The following is a 14691-nucleotide window of genomic DNA, read 5'->3' on the forward strand; positions in this document are numbered from 1 at the left end:
GGGCCCGCAGTGTTGTCGCCACCCATCAGGAGGGCCGGTCCGCCGCCCGGTCGGTCTGCTCGGCCAGGGCATCGAGCAACTCCACGCGGGTGCGCTCGGTGCTGGCGACCAGACGGGAGCCGAGGGCATCGACCCGACGCTCTAGGTCCTGGATCTCCTGGCTCACCCTGGCGATCGTCTTCTTGGACTGCTCGCCCCGGCGTGACCAGGGCCCGAGCACCGCCGCGACGGTGCCAAGGTTGAGCAGGACCAGTCCGACAACGACGACCTGCCACCACATCAGCACCGCTGCCATGATCGTCAGCGCGCCGACCAGACCGAGCCCGGCGAGCAGCATCTTGGTCGGGATCCGGCGCAGGATCCATGGCACGGAGCGGCTCGTGTCAGCCATGAGCGGTCACCCTTCCTCGTCGTGATGTGCCGGTTCCCCAGCCCGAGCCGAGGTGCCGACCAAGCATGCCACGGTCGCCGGCGTGCTCCGGCGCGCAGCACCCGCGTGCCGCCACCTCGGCGATGGCCAACACGGGCACGCGGAGGGGGCGGTCGTGAGGCGGTGCTTGCGCCAACTCCTGGAGAATCGCGCGCCTCGCTCCACAGGACGCGCGCCTCGCTCCACAGGACGCGCGCCTCGCTCCACAGGGCGAACCCCTTCCACAGGGAACATGCTCCGGGGCGTGGCCACCTGCGCGCCAGCAACCTCGCGCTGTGACAGCATGATGGCCACGCCATCGTCCGCCAGGAAGGGATCCCCCGTGTCCGACTCGCAACCCCTGGTGGTGCACATCACCGGTGCTCGTCCCAACTTCCCCAAGGCAGCCCCGGTGATCGCGGCCCTCGGGGACTATCCGGTGACCCAGCTGCTCGTGCACACCGGCCAGCACTATGACGAGAAGATGAGCGAGGTCTTCTTCCGCCAGCTCGGGCTGCCCGAGCCGGACGTGAACCTGGGAGTCGGCTCCGGGGCGCATGGCGCGCAGACCGCGGCCATCATGGTGGGACTGGAGGAGTTGTTTGCCGACCGCCGCCCCGACCTGGTCGTGGTCTATGGCGACGTGAACTCCACCGTCGCGGCTGCGGTGGTCGCCGTGAAGATGGGGATCCCCATCGCGCACGTCGAGGCCGGCCTGCGCTCCTTCGACCGGAGGATGCCCGAGGAGATCAACCGGCTGCTGACCGACCGGATCTCTGACCTGTTGCTGGTGACCAGCGTCGACGCCATCGCACACCTGGGTCACGAGGGCGCACCGGCCGACTCCATCCACTTTGTGGGCAACCCGATGATCGACACCCTGCTGCGGCACTTAGAGAGCCTGGACACCGAGGGTGTGGCCGCCTCGGTGGGCCTCGACACCACCCAGCCGTATGCCGTGGCGACCCTGCACCGACCCGGCAACGTCGATGACCCCGCCGACGTGGCAGAGCTGGTCCGGGCCATGCACGCCGTGGCTGACCAGGTGAAGGTCGTCATCCCGTTGCACCCCCGGGGACGCGGCCGTCTCGAGGAAGCCGGGTTCATGGACCACGACAACCTGTCGGTGATCGACCCGCTCGGCTATGTCGAGTTCCTGGGTCTGGTCAAGGGGGCGGCGGCCGTCGTCACCGACTCCGGTGGTGTCCAGGAGGAGACCACCGTGATGGGCGTGCCGTGCCTGACGCTGCGACCCAACACCGAGCGTCCCGTGACGATCACCCACGGCACCAACCAGCTGGTGCAGCGGGACACCCTGCCGGGTGCGATAGCGGACGTGCTCGCGGCGGGTCGTCAGGAGACCTGGCCGGTGCCTCCGCTGTGGGACGGCCACGCCGGACCGCGGATCGCAGCCGTGCTCGCTGCTCACCTTGGGCTGTCGACCTCGCATGACTGAGTTGCCGGCCCCGGCACCCCACGTGAGCAACGTCCGCGACGACGCCACCGGGTCCGGCTCTGCCAGGGACCTCGTTGTGGCGTATGCCTTCGCGCCCTATGCAGACACTGCAGGCGTGGTGGCCGCTAAACGGGTGCGCGAGGCCGGACGCCCCGTCGACGTCATCCAGAACGAGATGTCATCGCAGCGGGACAGCGACCCTGCGCTCGACAAGATCGCCGGTGACCTGGTGCGTCGGCGCGCGGTGCTGCGCACTCCCACCCTGTTCTCCTCGTGGAAGGGCGTGAACACCTTCGTCGAGGTCGGGCTCGAGCAGGCGCTGGCGTGGGAGGCGGGTGGTTCGACCTATGAGCGGATCTACAGTCGGGCGCACTGGGTGCCCAGTCACGTCCTGGCCGCACGACTCAAGACGTTGTGGCCACAGGTGCGCTGGACCGCGGAGTTCTCCGACCCCCTGTCGGTCTATGTCGACGCCAAGGAACGGCACTCCCCGGCCGGTGAGGGACCGCTGCTCGACGAGCTCAGAGCCGCGACGCGTGCCGCGGGTTTCGAGCCACCGGGCGACAACCTGTTCACCTGGGTGGAGCACCTGCCTTATGCGCTCGCCGACGAACTGATCTTCACCAATGAGAACCAGCGCGAACTCATGCTGAGCCGGATCCCTGATGAGGCACTAGCTGCGAGGGCTCGCGAACGGTCGGTCGTCAGCCCCCATCCGACCCTGCCGCCGGAGTTCTATGAGCTCACTCAGCCCGAGGTCGACCTCGACCCGCAGGTGCGCCACATCGGTTACTTCGGCAACTTCTACGCCAACCGCTCGATGACGGCCGTGGTCGCCGCCCTGACTGCTCTCCCCGCTGATGTGCGACGGCGCCTGCAGATCGACGTCTACACGTCCAAGCCGGACGCGATCGCCTCGGCCCTGAAGGCCCTGCACATGGAGGGTGCCGAGTCGGTGAAGACGCGCCCGTTCGTGAGCTATCTCGACTTCCTGGCCCTGAGCAGACGGATGGACGCCCTGCTCATCAACGACGCGATCACGACTGGCCTGTTTCCCGCCAACCCCTTCCTGCCCTCCAAGTGGAGCGACTATCGGGGGAGTGGGCCTCCCGTCTGGGGGATCGTCGAGCCCGGCAGCCCGCTCTCCGCCCAGCCGCTGGACTATCGCTCGCCCGTGCGGCACACCACGGCCGCCGTGCAGGTGCTGGGTCAGATCGCGCTGTCCTGAGCCTCACCCAGCACGATCCGGCTGAGGGCGACAGCCGGCTCGCCATCCACGAACCGTTGGGCTACCGCTGCCCTGGTCCTGGCCGACCCGGCCGACCACGACTCCTCCTCGGCGTGTGCCAGGATCCGCTCGACAGCCTCGTCCACGGTGTCCACGACCCACGCTGCAGGAAACAGCCGACGGGCACCGTCCAGGCTGGCGAAGATCGGCCAGTTCCGCACCACCGGCACGGCGCCGGAGGCCGCCCCCTCCACCAGGCCCAGCCCGAAGGACTCACGCCTGCTGGAGCTCACGACGAAACCCGCTGCTGCCAGGTGCGGGGTGATGTCCCGGGTGTGGCCCACGAAGTCGACCCCACCGCAGACATCCTCCGCTGTGAGGCGCTCGCGGAAGTCCGCCATGTAGGCGAGGCCTGAGGTCACCGTCCCCGGCGAGAAGTCGGGTCCGACCAGGGTGAGGCGCCACTGCGGGTCGTGCGCGCGCAGCCGGCCCAGCACGTCCAGTGCCCACGCCGGGTCCTTCACCGGCTGGGCCCAGCCGATCATGAGCAGGCGACGTCGGTGACCCTCCGACTTGCCCTCCGGGATGCGGGAGGCGTCGAGAGTGTTGGGCAGGACATGCAGCCGGGTGCCGGCCAGGCGCTCACCGAGCAGCCGCTGGACCGTGTCGCGCAGGTGGTCACTGACGAAGACGAGGTCATCGACCCTCGACCAGTCGATGAGGTGGAGCCACGGTGACAGGGCATCCATGCTGTGGATGCGCAGGGTGACGTGCACGCCGGCCGGGACATGCATCAGCGCGACCAGCGCTCCCCGGTCCGCCCAGTCGATGAAGATCGCATCGGCACCACCGAAGGTCGTGGCCAGCTCCCCGTCGAGGGGCTCCTCTCCGACGGCCTGTCGGAGACGCTCCTCGATCGGTTCGGGGCGCACCCCCAGACCCTTGACGGTCGTGCCCCGCCGGCCCCACGAGTGCACCGTGACGTCCACGTCGGGTCGCCGCTCCAGAGCGTCGATCAGCTGCGCCGAGAACTGTGGATAGGAGCCGCGGAGCACGATCACCCGGGTGTGATCCGGCTCGTGTCCGTGCTCCTGCTCCGGCTGGTTCTGCTCCGGTGGTGGTGTCCGGGGTACCGGCCGCGCGAGCGTCCGGGCAATCTCGGAGGCCTGCCAGTCCCGCAGAAAGGTCTCCGGCTCCTCGATGAGCGGGGTCGAGAGCTTGTCGGCGTGGAGCTCGACGTGGAACAACAGCCCGAGAGCGACCGTGGTGAGCGCGGCGGCCCGCTCCACATCGCCGGCAGCCAGGACGGTGTCGGTCGCCGTGAGCAGCTCGGCCACGCTGGCCCGCAGGTCAGGGTCCTCGCGCCCTGACTCCGAGGTGCGGGTGTAAGCCAGCAGCGCCCGGCGTCGCGCCACCTCCACCGGGTCTTCGTCCTCGGTCCGGATCAGGGGCAGCAGGGCCAGGGCCTGCTCATGATGACCGGAGCGGGTGAGCTCGGTGAGGAAGTCGTTGAGCATCCACTGGACAGCATCCGGCGCGGGCTCCTTGAGGATCGCTGTCCGCTCGGCAAGCTCGTGCGCGAAGTCCGGGGACAGCCCGTCGGCCTGCGCGACGGAGGCGAACTCGTCCCAGACTCTGGCCAACCCGGCCCAGCCACGCAGCTCCTTGTGTGGCACCCGGACGCTGCGACCCTCGACGACATCCTTCACCGCCCCCTTGGCGCGCTCTCCGAAGGCCATCACCCCGTCCGCGGCCGCCACCACCTTGAGGGTCGCGGGGTCCAGCCGGATCGCGTCCGCCAACCGGGTCCGGTCACCGCGCCAGTGCCGGCGAGGAGTCGACACCACCTGCCGCAGTGCCTTGGGGGAGCGGAGCAGGCCGGGACGGACCCGACGGCGCAGGGCCAGGAACTCCAGTTCGCGGGCCGGCTCACCGGTCAGCCACACGAGGGTGATCGTGTGCCCGGCCATCGTCAGGCCCTGCAGCTGTCCCCGGACCCGGGTGAACTCCGCGGCATCGTGGGCCAGGGCGACCAGGCGTTGCGGCCGGCTCGTGGACAGCACCTCGCCGTCCACCGGCGGCGGACTCAGGGACGGTGCCTTGTCGGGTGCTGCCACGACGAGAGTGTAGCCAGATCCGCTGCGGCGCTAAGCCTGCGCGCTGGGTGGGATCGAGCGGGACCGACCGCGGAACTCGGCCACCACGACGTGGTCGGACTCCCGGGTGACCGTGACGTCGGTGACCCCGTTGCGTCCGTAGGTAATGCGCTCGGCTGCCGTGGCCAGGAGCGTGTCCCCGAGGCGAGCGGCGGCGATGAAGGAGATGTCGCACGTCGCTGCGACGGTGGGTGCCCCACCGGCATTGCAGGCCAGCGCGAAGGCCGAGTCAGCCAACGTGAAGATCAGGCCGCCGTGGCAGATGTCGTGCCCGTTGACCATCGTCTCCGTGACGGTCATCGACGCGGTCGCGGCGCCGAGGCCGTCCGTGTGCGTGACCCCACGACACTCGATGCCGAGCGCTGCCGAGGCACGGTCCTGCGCCCACATCGTCCGCACGTGCGTCAGGTCCACGCCCTCACCCTAGACGGGCCGGAGTGGTGGAGCGTGTGAGGATCGAGGCATGGTGGGAAGCACGGATCGGGGCACAGTCATCATGATGTCCGTGGTCGGGGTGATCTTCGTCGCGCTCGGTGTCTTCCTGTGGTTCTTCCAACCGCAGGCCCGTCCCGTGGCCGTGGCCGCGATCCTGTTCTTCGGCGCCTGCTTGGCGGTCGGTCTCCTCCAACTCCAGGGCGGTCGGCTCTCCCGGGTGGTGTATGCCCGGCTGATGGGTGCCGTCACCATGCTGATGGGGGTGGGATGTGCTGCCCTGGGCCTGGTCGCCTGGCGCGACCACAACGCTCTCGACCGTGGGCCGTGGCAGCTGAGCGTCGCCGTCGGGGTGATCGGGCTGATCTTTTTCGGCGGTGGCGGCCTGCTGCTGATGATCCGCGGTGGCCGACCGTTCGGCGTCGACGCCGACGGATTCCGGCGCTGAGTCAGCCCCGGCCTACGAGCCCGGTCCGGGGCTGCGCCGTGGGCACCGAGGCAGATCTGCGTCCCTTCAGCACCCTCAGATCTGCTCCTGCAGCGCGGAACTCGCCCGGTAACGCCCGCCGGGGAAGGCAGCGTCCAGCGCCTCCAGCTGCCCGACGATCGTGGCGGCACCGATCTCGGCGAGCCACTCGTGCGGGCCCTTGGGATAGTTCGTGCCCAGCTTCATGGCCGTGTCCACGTCCTCGGCGCTCGCCTCTCCACGCCGCACCAGGTCCACCCCCTCGTTGACCAGCATGGCGATGGTCCGGGCCACGGGGTCGGTCTCGATGGGACCGCCGACCAGCTCGGCCACCCGCGCGGGGTCGGGGTCTGCGTCCACGGCCTGGCCGCTGTCGTCATAGGTGAACCAGCCACGACCGGTCTTGCGCCCGAGCCGCCCCTGCTCAACCAGGTGACGATGCAGGTTCACCGGCTCATAGCGGGGGTCGCGGTCGGTCTGGTGCCACACGCTGTTGCCGACGGCAAAGTTGACGTCCTGGCCGATCAGGTCCGTCAGCTCGAACGGGCCCATGCGGAAGCCGCCGTGCTCGCGCAGCGCGAGGTCCAGCGTCGCGGCGTCGGCCACTTCGGCCTCGAGCATGCGCTGCGCCTCGCCATAGAACGGGCGGGCCACGCGGTTGACGATGAAGCCGGGCGTCGACGTGCACAGCACCGGCGTCTTGCCCCAGCGACGCATCAGCTCCATCGCGTCGTCGAGGATCTCGCCCGAGCTCTGGGTGGTGCGGACCACCTCGACCAGCTTCATGAGCGGGGGCGGGTTGAAGAAGTGCAGCCCGATGACCCGCTCGGGGGTGCCCAGCCCGCCGGCGATCGCCCCGACGTCCAGGCTCGAGGTGTTGGTCGCCAGCACGGTCGACTCGTCCTGGTGCTCGTCCAGCGTCGCGAAGATCTCGTGCTTGACCCCCAGGTTCTCCACGACGGCCTCGATCGCCAGACCGACCGGTGGCAGCTCCTTGAGTGCGCCGTCGGCGGCGGGTCCGATGATGATCCGGTCGAGTATGCCGGCGCTCTCCTCTGCGGTCAGCTTCCCCTTCCCGACCAGGCGGTCAAGGGTCTTGCCCAGGGTGTCGCGAGCTGTGGCGGCGGCTCCTTCTGCGGCGTCCACGAGGTGCACCTCGTGGCCTGCCTGCGCGGCGACCTGCGCGATCCCGGCTCCCATGGCTCCCGCGCCGATGACGGCTACGGCGGTCAGTCCCTCGGTGAGTGGCATGCGCCTCATCGTGTCATCTCGCGGAGGACCGCTCAGAGATCGGGTGGCCGGTGACCCCGCAGGTGGCCCTCCTGCAGATAACCGCCGGCGGCGTCGAGGACGGCCTGGGCCTGCTGCACCAGCACGTCCGTGTCGGGGGCGGCTGCCGCGGCCAGTGACGCGTCGGCCCAGGAGAGCAGACCGTAGCGGTCGCCGTGGCGGCGCAGCTCGCGCACCAGCCACTTGCCGGTCCCCAGCCACTGCCGGTCCGCGACCAGCGCCAGCTCCGCAGCCTCGCGCCACACGGTCCAGGCCAGGACCGCGGTCTCCGCGGGGTCCAAGGGCGCGCTGGGCCGAGGTGCCGCGCGGGCGGCCTGCGAGCCGCGATCCGCCAGGTCGTCGACGGCGGACGACAGGCTGTAGAGCCGCCGGTGCACCTCCTCCGAGTCTGGTGCGGACGGTCCGGCGGCGAGCACGGCCACCGACTGTGCAGCCAGCTCATGGGTGAGTCCGTTGTCCGTCAGGGGGATCCCCTCGGCGACCAACCGGTCGAGGACCGGTCGGTGGGCGGCTCGCCCCTTCTCGAGCCAGACCCGCAGCGAGGCCGGGCCGTAGACAAAGGCCTCAACCAGCTGGCCGTCAAAGCGGGAGGTCTCCACGAAGGCGACCGGGCTCCAGTGCTCGGGCAGGACGACGAGCACGTCCAGGTCGGACCCTGGGGTTGCCGCACCGGTGGCGGCGCTGCCGCCCAGGAAGGCGGCCTCCGCGCCGGGAAACTCCTGGCGCAGAAACGCGCGGGCGCGCGCGATGAGTCGGTCCTCGGCCATGGTCCAGTGTGGCCGATCCTGAGTCCCGGTGGCATCCCTGCAGACCGACCTCGGTGAGCCGCTCACGTCAGTGCGTCGACCGGGTGAGCGGGCGGCGCTCAGTGTGGGTCGGGTCTGGTCGGGCGGTTAGTCTGGCTGGGTGACTGAGACAGCCCCCGGCGCAGCCCTGCTCGAATCCCACGGTGAGGTGCTCGACACGGCCAGCAACGCCTTGGCCACCCGCGAGTACTACAGCCGCTACCCCGAGTCGCCCTCACCACGGGTGTATGGCGAGAACGCGGCCCAGGACGGACGCTCGGCGTTCGAGCAGAGCCGCAACTCGGCATACTCCCCGCTGTCGGACCAGCCGAGCACCGGCACCGAGGTGGGCAGCGAGGTCTCGCCCTATGGGCCCGCGCTCGGGGTGCGCTATCCCGAGCTGGACATCGAGGCCGGGGTCGAGGCTGCTCGGGCCGCCATGCCGGCCTGGCGCGACGCCGGTGCCCGGATCCGGGCCGCCGTCTGCGTCGAGATCATCGAGCAGATCAACGCGCGCAGCCACGAGATCGCCAACGCCGTGATGCACACCTCCGGCCAGCCCTTCGTGATGTCCTTCCAGGCCGGCGGTCCGCACGCGCAGGACCGGGCACTGGAGGCGGTCACCGCAGCGCTCGTCGAGCAGGAGCGGGTCCCCGCCTCGGTCACCTGGGAGAAGCCGACCAAGGGTGACCCGATCCGGATGCAGAAGGACTACCGGGTGGTCCCGCGGGGACTGGCCCTGGTGATCGGTTGCAACACCTTCCCCACCTGGAACGCCTACCCGGGCCTGTTCGCCTCGCTCGCCACCGGAAACCCGGTCATCGTCAAGCCGCACCCGCAGGCGGTGTTGCCGCTGGCGATCACCGTCTCCATCGCTCGCGACGTGCTGGCCAAGGCCGGTTTTGACAAGGCCCTCGTGCAGTTGGCGGCAGAGGGCGAGCCGGTGGAGGGACGGGACGGCCTGGCCAAGATCCTCGCCCTGCACCCTGCGGTGCGGATCATCGACTACACCGGTGGCCCCGGTTTCGGCGGCTGGCTGGAGCGTGAGGCTGCCGCGGAGGGCAAGCTGGTCTACACCGAGAAGGCCGGCCTCAACACCGTCGTGGTCGACTCTACCGACAACCTCAAGGGTGTGCTGGGCAACCTGGCGTTCTCCTTCTCGCTCTACTCCGGTCAGATGTGCACCGCCCCGCAGAACGTCTACGTCCCCGCGGACGGCATCAGCACCGACGAGGGCGAGCTGACCTATGAGCAGTTCGGCGAGAAGCTCGCCGGAGCGATCAGCGCCTTCAACGCCGACGACGCCCGCGCCGTGGAGATCCTCGGTGCCACGGTCAACCCCGACGTGCGCGAGCGGGCCACCGACGTGCCCGGCCTGGCCCAGCGCCTCGGTGGCGAGGTGATCCTGGATGCCCGTCCGATCACCCACCCCAGCTATCCCGACGCCGTGGTCGTCGTCCCCGCCCTGATCGGGGTCGACGCCGCCAACCTGCCGGCATACTCCCAGGAGTGCTTCGGGCCGGTCGCCTTCCTGATCCGCACGGAGAGCACCGACGCCTCGCTGGATCTGCTGCGCAGCACGGTGCAGGAGCATGGGGCGATGACCGCCTCGGTCTACTCCACCGACGAGGAGGTGCTCGAGGACGCCCGGGAGGCCGCGGCGGATGCCGGAGTCGCCCTGTCGGAGAACCTCACCGGGCAGATCTTCGTCAACCAGACAGCCGCCTTCAGTGACTTCCACGGCACCGGCGCCAACCCGGCCGCCAACGCGGCCTACAGCGACGCCGCCTTTGTCGCCAACCGGTTCCGCATCATCACGAGCCGGCGCCATGTCTGAGCCGCCGGCGACGGACCGCGCGACCCGCGCCGCCGAGGAGCTCGCGCAGCGCAAGCGAGCACGGTCCTCCACAGACTGGCGCTCACGCAACCGTGACTCGGCCCTCACCTACTGGGCGCGGGACACGGGCGTGACCCGCAAGATCTTCCGCACCGTGGCGGTCGCGGAGGCGATCTCCTGGGCGGCCCTGCTGGTCGGCATGTACTTCAAGTGGGTCGCCAAGACGAGCGATCTCGGCGTCCAGATCTTCGGGCCGATCCACGGCACCGTGTTCATCATCTACTGCGTCGTCACCCTGGCGACAGCGAGTGTTTTCCAGTGGCGCCCGCAGGTCACCCTGCTCGCGCTGGTCTCCGCGGTGCCCCCGTTCGCGACGTGGTTCTTCGAGCGGTGGGCCCTGCGCGAGGGGCACCTGGCGGACCGGGAGCCTGCGCCGCTGCGCCAGCAGTAGCCCACGCCCGACCTCCCGCACCGCACCAGTGGTCCACACCGCACCAGCGGTCCCGCACCGCACCAGCGGCTGACCGGCCGTTAGGGTGGCACGGTGACCTCTTCACCGCCCGCTGGCCCCTCGTTGGCCGAGGTCGCGCCGGGCGTGCTGGAGCTCACCTGGCCCCCTGGTGACGTCCTCGTCGAGACAGACCTGATCCCGCTGCTGGACCGCGCCTTCGCGGAGGGCGCCCGGCGTGTGGAGGCGGAGGTCCCGGTCGGGCAGCGGGACACCAGGGTCGCCCTGCAGCGTGCGGGACTGCGGCCCGAGGGCACCTCGCGGGCACGACAGCTGTCGCCCGCCGGTGAGGTTGTCGACGTCACCCGCCTGGCCCGCCTGGCCGACGACCCGCAGCCCGGCACCCGGGCGTCCTTCCTGTCCATGCTCAATGCCACCCTGCCCCGCACCCGGGTGATCAGCCAGGGGCTGGTGCGGGATGGTCGTGGGCGCGTGCTGCTCTGCGAGCTGACCTACAAGTCCGACTGGGACTTGCCTGGTGGCGTCGTCGACCCTCACGAGTCGCCGCGCAGGGCGCTGCAGCGGGAGGTGGGGGAGGAGCTGGGACTGGACCTGCGGCCCGGACGCCTGCTGGCCGTGAACTGGATGCCGCCCTACCGGCAGTGGGACGATGCAGTGCACTTCGTCTTTGACCTCGGAGAGTCTCCCGATGTGGTGGAGCGGGCGCGGCTGGACCACTCGGAGCTGGCCGCCGTGCACTGGGTCGAACCGGGCGAGCTGGCGACTCACCTGGCCCCCTACGCGGTGCGGCACCTCAGCACGATCCTGGGGGCCGGTGATCGGTCTGCACCGCTCGTGCTGGAAGACGGTCTACTGATCGAGGGGTGAACTCCTCTACCATGCAGTCTTGTGCCACGCCACCGCAGTGAAGAGCAGACGTCCCTGAAGCGCCCTCTGGCGATTCTCTTGGCGCTGGCAGTTGCCGCGCTCGCGATCTACGGCATCGTGCAGGCGGTTGGCGGTGACGGGACTGAGGACACTGCCGGCACCTCGACAGAGGACGGCGATGGCCCTATCGCTGACGGCAACGATGGGGGTGACGCCACGGGGGACGACGCATCCAGCACCTCAGACGGTGCGGTGAGCACCGAGGGGCCCCCGCCCGTGACGTGTGAGGCCACTCACGAGGTCACCGTGCTGGCCGCGCCAGACATCGCCCCGGTACTCACCGAGATCGCCCAGGGCGTGGACCCCTGCATCAGCTACACCGTGACCGCGCAGCCCCCGCTGGAGGTCGCCACGGCCTTTTCCACGGGAGCGGCGCCCGAGGCACAGGTATGGATCCCCAACTCGCCGGCCTTCGTCGCCGTCCTGGCCGAGGCCGGGGTCGGCGTCGAGAACGGACCCGTCGTGGCGACCTCCCCCGTGGTGCTGGCTGCGGCACAGCCCGTCTTCGACGAGGCCACGACCGGTCTCGCCGAGGAGCCCACCTGGGCCGATCTGGTCACCGCCGAGCTCCCGCTCGTCGTGGGCAACCCACAGACCGACCCGCCCACCTCCGCGATCCTGTTGGCGGCCCAGGGTGGCCTGGGTGACTCTGACGCCGCGCGGGTGCTCACCCAGAACCTGATGGTTAACCTCGCGCAGAACTCCGCCGCGGACCCGTTGGCGGCGGTGGGTCAGGGCCTGCCGATCTTCGTCCCTGCCACGGCAGGACAGGTCGCTGCCTCCGAGGGGACCGACACGCAACTGGCCGGTCTTAGCCCGCGCGGTGGTGCAGGCTCCCTCTCCTACCCGTATGTCGTGCTGCCCGGTGGCGCGGACGCCCCGGGGGTCACCGAACTGCAGGAGGCGCTCTTGGCGCCGGAGACGGTCGCAGCGTTTGAGGCGGGCGGCTTCTCTGCCGGAGACGCGGATGCCACACCGGTGGACCAGGAGGCACTCGCGGCGCTCAACGAGACGTGGGGGGCGCTGAACCCGCCCTCTCGTCTCCTTGCCGTGATCGACGTCTCCGGCTCGATGGACGAGCAGGTGGGTGAGTCCAGCCGCATCGCGATCACCAGCCAGGCAGCCCAACGTGGGCTGGCTCTCTTCCCGGATGACAGTGCGGTGGGCCTGTGGGCCTTCTCGACCAGCCGGGGCGAGGGTGGCGAGGACTGGGTGGAGATGCTGCCGGTGCGGGTGCTGTCCCAGGACGTCGACGGCACCACGCAGCGTGAGTTGCTGGAGGAGGCCTCTGGCACTCTCGATGAGGACTTCACCACCGGCGACACCGGCCTGCACGACACGATCCTGGCTGCCTATCTGCACATGCAGCAGGAGTGGGAAGAGGGTTTCGTGAGCTCCATCGTGCTGCTCACCGACGGCGTGAACGACGACTCCACCGGTGGCCTGTCCGAGGAGGAACTGATCGCCGCCCTTGATGAGGCTGCCGACCCGGCACGCGAGGTCCGGCTCATCCTCATCGGCATGGGCCCCGACGTCGACTCTGCGGCGTTGGACCGGGTCGCCACCGCTGCTGGTGGGCAGTCCTACATCGCGGAGGACCCGCGTGACATCGGCCAGGTCTTCATCCAGGCGATCGCGGCCCGCCACGGCTAAGGCCCTGCCCCCAGAGGACAGGGCCAGGGCCTGAGCCTCGGCGCGGCTCCGGAGCGTCAGACGCGAGGGTCGTCGCGGCGCTCGATCACGTCGGGTCCGCCACGGCGCTCGATCACGTCGGGTCCGCCACGGCGCTCCTCGACCACGGTGTGGCGGGTGCGCTGTGCGTTCTGGATGACGCCCATGATGAGGGCGAGCGCGCCACCACCCATGAGGATCCAACCGACCGTGTCCAGGCTGGTGTCGAGATAGCTCTCATCGAGGCCGGTGAACGTCAGGATGGCTCCGACGACCAACAGCATGATGCCAAGTCCGATACCCATGCACACTCCTTCATCAGTCCTGCGGGGGATGAACCTTCCGCCCCATTATGACCGGGGTGACGACAAGATGCTCGTCCCGACGGGACCAGGAGCGAGCAGCCCAGGCAGGAGAGGCAGCAGTCCTCAGGCGGCTCAGGTGCGGGGGTTCTCACCGCTCGTGCGGTCGATCGCGTCGCGATAACGGCGCTCCGTCACGTCCGGCCCGCGCCGCTCCACGACCGGGCCAGGGTGGTCGCGATAGTCGAGGCCGCCCCGCACGACGGGAGGAGCAGCGTGCGTCTCGTTCACGGGCCACTCTTCCTCGCCCGGGACTGCGGTGGAGACCCCGCGCGCGGTAGACGACCGCGGGGCCGACGACACGGACCTAGCCCGGCGCCTCCTCCGGAGCCAGTCGGTGAGCAGCCAGAAGGCACCGACGGCACCCACCAGCACCAGCGCCACGGCCCCCGCGAGGAGCAGCTCAAGCCACAGGCTCACGAGACCAAGCCACCCCCGGGCGGCACCTCACGTGCACCCTCGGGCCCCCCGGCGAACCTCACTCGACAGGCATCTGCCGGGTGAGGAAGGACACGGTGGACTCCCAGGCGGACGCTGCGGCCTCAGGGTGATGGAACAACGGGTTCGGGTTGTCAAAGGCGTGACCGGCACCCTCATAGAGCTCGAACTCGACGTGGTTGTCTCCTCGCGTGGCCCACGCGCGGATCGCCTCGACGGTCTCCAGCGGGATGTAGGCGTCAGCCGTGCCGAAGTGGTGCAGGCTCGGGACGTCGACCTCGATCCCAGCGTCCACGAGCTGGGGCAGGGCTGATCCGTAGTAGCTCACGAGTGCGGCCGGAGTCGCTGGTGCGGCTGCGGTGGCGGCATAGGCCAGACCCCCACCGAGGCAGAACCCGAGCGCTCCCACCCGGTCCACGTGCGGCAGGCTCGCGGTGTGCTGCAGGGCTGACGCCCCGTCACGCACGGCAGTGTCCCAGTCCAGCTGGGAGATCAGCGCCATGCCCTGCTCCAACACGTCCTCGGCGTCCTCATCGACCCGCTGCACGGGCAGGCGCCAGTAGAGCTCGGGTGCCAGCACGACATAGCCCAGGTCGGCCAGGTCAGCACATCTGTCGCGGATGTAGTCGCTGACCCCGAAGATCTCCTGGAAGACCACGAGGGCACTGCCACCGGAGTCGTCCGGGACGTCCGGGACCCACAGCAGGCTCGGCATGGCCCCGTCGGCCGTCGGGACCGAGACCGCGGTTGCTTCGGGTGCCATGG

The 14691-nt window shown here is 70.0% G+C and carries 15 protein-coding genes; 7 read left to right on the forward strand and 8 right to left on the reverse strand.

The window, feature by feature from the left end; translation table 11 throughout:
• Window positions 1-25 precede the first annotated feature (25 nt).
• Window positions 26-391, reverse strand: coding sequence for a hypothetical protein (locus FNH13_RS18920; RefSeq protein WP_165699982.1), 366 nt, complete (start codon window positions 389-391; stop codon window positions 26-28).
• A gap of 361 nt (window positions 392-752) precedes the next feature.
• Between FNH13_RS18920 and wecB the strand changes: the two genes are divergently transcribed.
• Both wecB and FNH13_RS02230 read left to right on the forward strand, forming a co-directional pair.
• Window positions 753-1865: a non-hydrolyzing UDP-N-acetylglucosamine 2-epimerase gene (gene wecB, locus FNH13_RS02225; RefSeq protein ID WP_228266537.1), complete on the forward strand. Its 1113-nt coding sequence runs from the start codon at window positions 753-755 to the stop codon at window positions 1863-1865.
• Window positions 1858-3093, forward strand: coding sequence for a glycosyltransferase family protein (locus tag FNH13_RS02230; RefSeq protein WP_228266538.1), 1236 nt, complete (start codon window positions 1858-1860; stop codon window positions 3091-3093). The genes wecB and FNH13_RS02230 overlap by 8 nt, the downstream gene beginning before the upstream one ends.
• On the opposite strand, the gene FNH13_RS02235 is transcribed toward FNH13_RS02230, so the two are convergent.
• Together FNH13_RS02235 and paaI are read right to left on the reverse strand one after the other, a co-directional pair.
• Window positions 3075-5210 carry a glycosyltransferase gene (locus FNH13_RS02235; RefSeq protein ID WP_143781953.1) on the reverse strand — a complete coding sequence of 712 codons (2136 nt, stop codon included), beginning with the start codon at window positions 5208-5210 and terminating at the stop codon, window positions 3075-3077. The genes FNH13_RS02230 and FNH13_RS02235 overlap by 19 nt on opposite strands.
• Window positions 5211-5240: 30 nt before the next feature.
• Window positions 5241-5663, reverse strand: a complete 423-nt coding sequence (paaI, locus tag FNH13_RS02240) for a hydroxyphenylacetyl-CoA thioesterase PaaI (protein ID WP_228266539.1) — start codon at window positions 5661-5663, stop codon at window positions 5241-5243.
• A 49-nt stretch (window positions 5664-5712) separates the two neighbouring features.
• Between paaI and FNH13_RS02245 the strand changes: the two genes are divergently transcribed.
• Window positions 5713-6129: a hypothetical protein gene (locus FNH13_RS02245; RefSeq protein WP_143781954.1), complete on the forward strand. Its 417-nt coding sequence runs from the start codon at window positions 5713-5715 to the stop codon at window positions 6127-6129.
• Window positions 6130-6204: 75 nt separating this feature from the next.
• Here the strand turns inward: FNH13_RS02245 and FNH13_RS02250 are convergent, their stop codons facing one another.
• Together FNH13_RS02250 and FNH13_RS02255 are read right to left on the reverse strand one after the other, a co-directional pair.
• A complete protein-coding gene (locus FNH13_RS02250; RefSeq protein ID WP_143781955.1) occupies window positions 6205-7407 on the reverse strand; it encodes a 3-hydroxyacyl-CoA dehydrogenase NAD-binding domain-containing protein in 1203 nt (400 codons plus the stop codon).
• Window positions 7408-7430: 23 nt separating this feature from the next.
• Window positions 7431-8204 carry a nucleotidyltransferase domain-containing protein gene (locus FNH13_RS02255; RefSeq protein WP_143781956.1) on the reverse strand — a complete coding sequence of 258 codons (774 nt, stop codon included), beginning with the start codon at window positions 8202-8204 and terminating at the stop codon, window positions 7431-7433.
• Between the two features lie 139 nt (window positions 8205-8343).
• On the opposite strand from FNH13_RS02255, the gene paaN reads away from it, so the two are divergent.
• The 4 genes from paaN (at window position 8344) to FNH13_RS02275 (ending at window position 13108) form a co-directional block, all read left to right on the forward strand.
• Window positions 8344-10059 carry a phenylacetic acid degradation protein PaaN gene (gene paaN / locus FNH13_RS02260; protein ID WP_143781957.1) on the forward strand — a complete coding sequence of 572 codons (1716 nt, stop codon included), beginning with the start codon at window positions 8344-8346 and terminating at the stop codon, window positions 10057-10059.
• A complete protein-coding gene (locus FNH13_RS02265) occupies window positions 10052-10510 on the forward strand; it encodes a DUF3817 domain-containing protein (protein WP_143781958.1) in 459 nt (152 codons plus the stop codon). Before paaN ends, FNH13_RS02265 begins: the two co-directional genes overlap by 8 nt.
• Before the next feature lie 93 nt (window positions 10511-10603).
• Window positions 10604-11395 (forward strand): NUDIX hydrolase, encoded by a 792-nt coding sequence (locus tag FNH13_RS19405; RefSeq protein ID WP_228266540.1) that lies wholly within the window; start codon window positions 10604-10606, stop codon window positions 11393-11395.
• A 21-nt stretch (window positions 11396-11416) separates the two neighbouring features.
• The gene (locus tag FNH13_RS02275; RefSeq protein ID WP_143781959.1) at window positions 11417-13108 is read left to right on the forward strand and encodes a substrate-binding and VWA domain-containing protein; all 1692 of its coding nucleotides are present in this window, start codon (window positions 11417-11419) and stop codon (window positions 13106-13108) included.
• Between the two features lie 56 nt (window positions 13109-13164).
• On the opposite strand, the gene FNH13_RS02280 is transcribed toward FNH13_RS02275, so the two are convergent.
• The 3 genes from FNH13_RS02280 to FNH13_RS02290 all read right to left on the reverse strand — a co-directional run bounded on the left by FNH13_RS02280 (window position 13165) and on the right by FNH13_RS02290 (window position 14689).
• Entirely contained in the window at window positions 13165-13431 is a 267-nt protein-coding gene (locus tag FNH13_RS02280; RefSeq protein ID WP_143781960.1) for a DUF6458 family protein, read from the reverse strand.
• A 132-nt stretch (window positions 13432-13563) separates the two neighbouring features.
• On the reverse strand, window positions 13564-13908 hold the full coding sequence (locus FNH13_RS02285; protein ID WP_143781961.1) for a hypothetical protein: 345 nt from the start codon (window positions 13906-13908) through the stop codon (window positions 13564-13566).
• Window positions 13909-13966: 58 nt separating this feature from the next.
• A complete protein-coding gene (locus FNH13_RS02290; protein ID WP_143781962.1) occupies window positions 13967-14689 on the reverse strand; it encodes a dienelactone hydrolase family protein in 723 nt (240 codons plus the stop codon).
• Window positions 14690-14691 lie beyond the last annotated feature (2 nt).

Source organism: Ornithinimicrobium ciconiae, from assembly GCF_007197575.1.
Taxonomy (GTDB): Bacteria; Actinomycetota; Actinomycetes; order Actinomycetales; family Dermatophilaceae; genus Ornithinicoccus; species Ornithinicoccus ciconiae.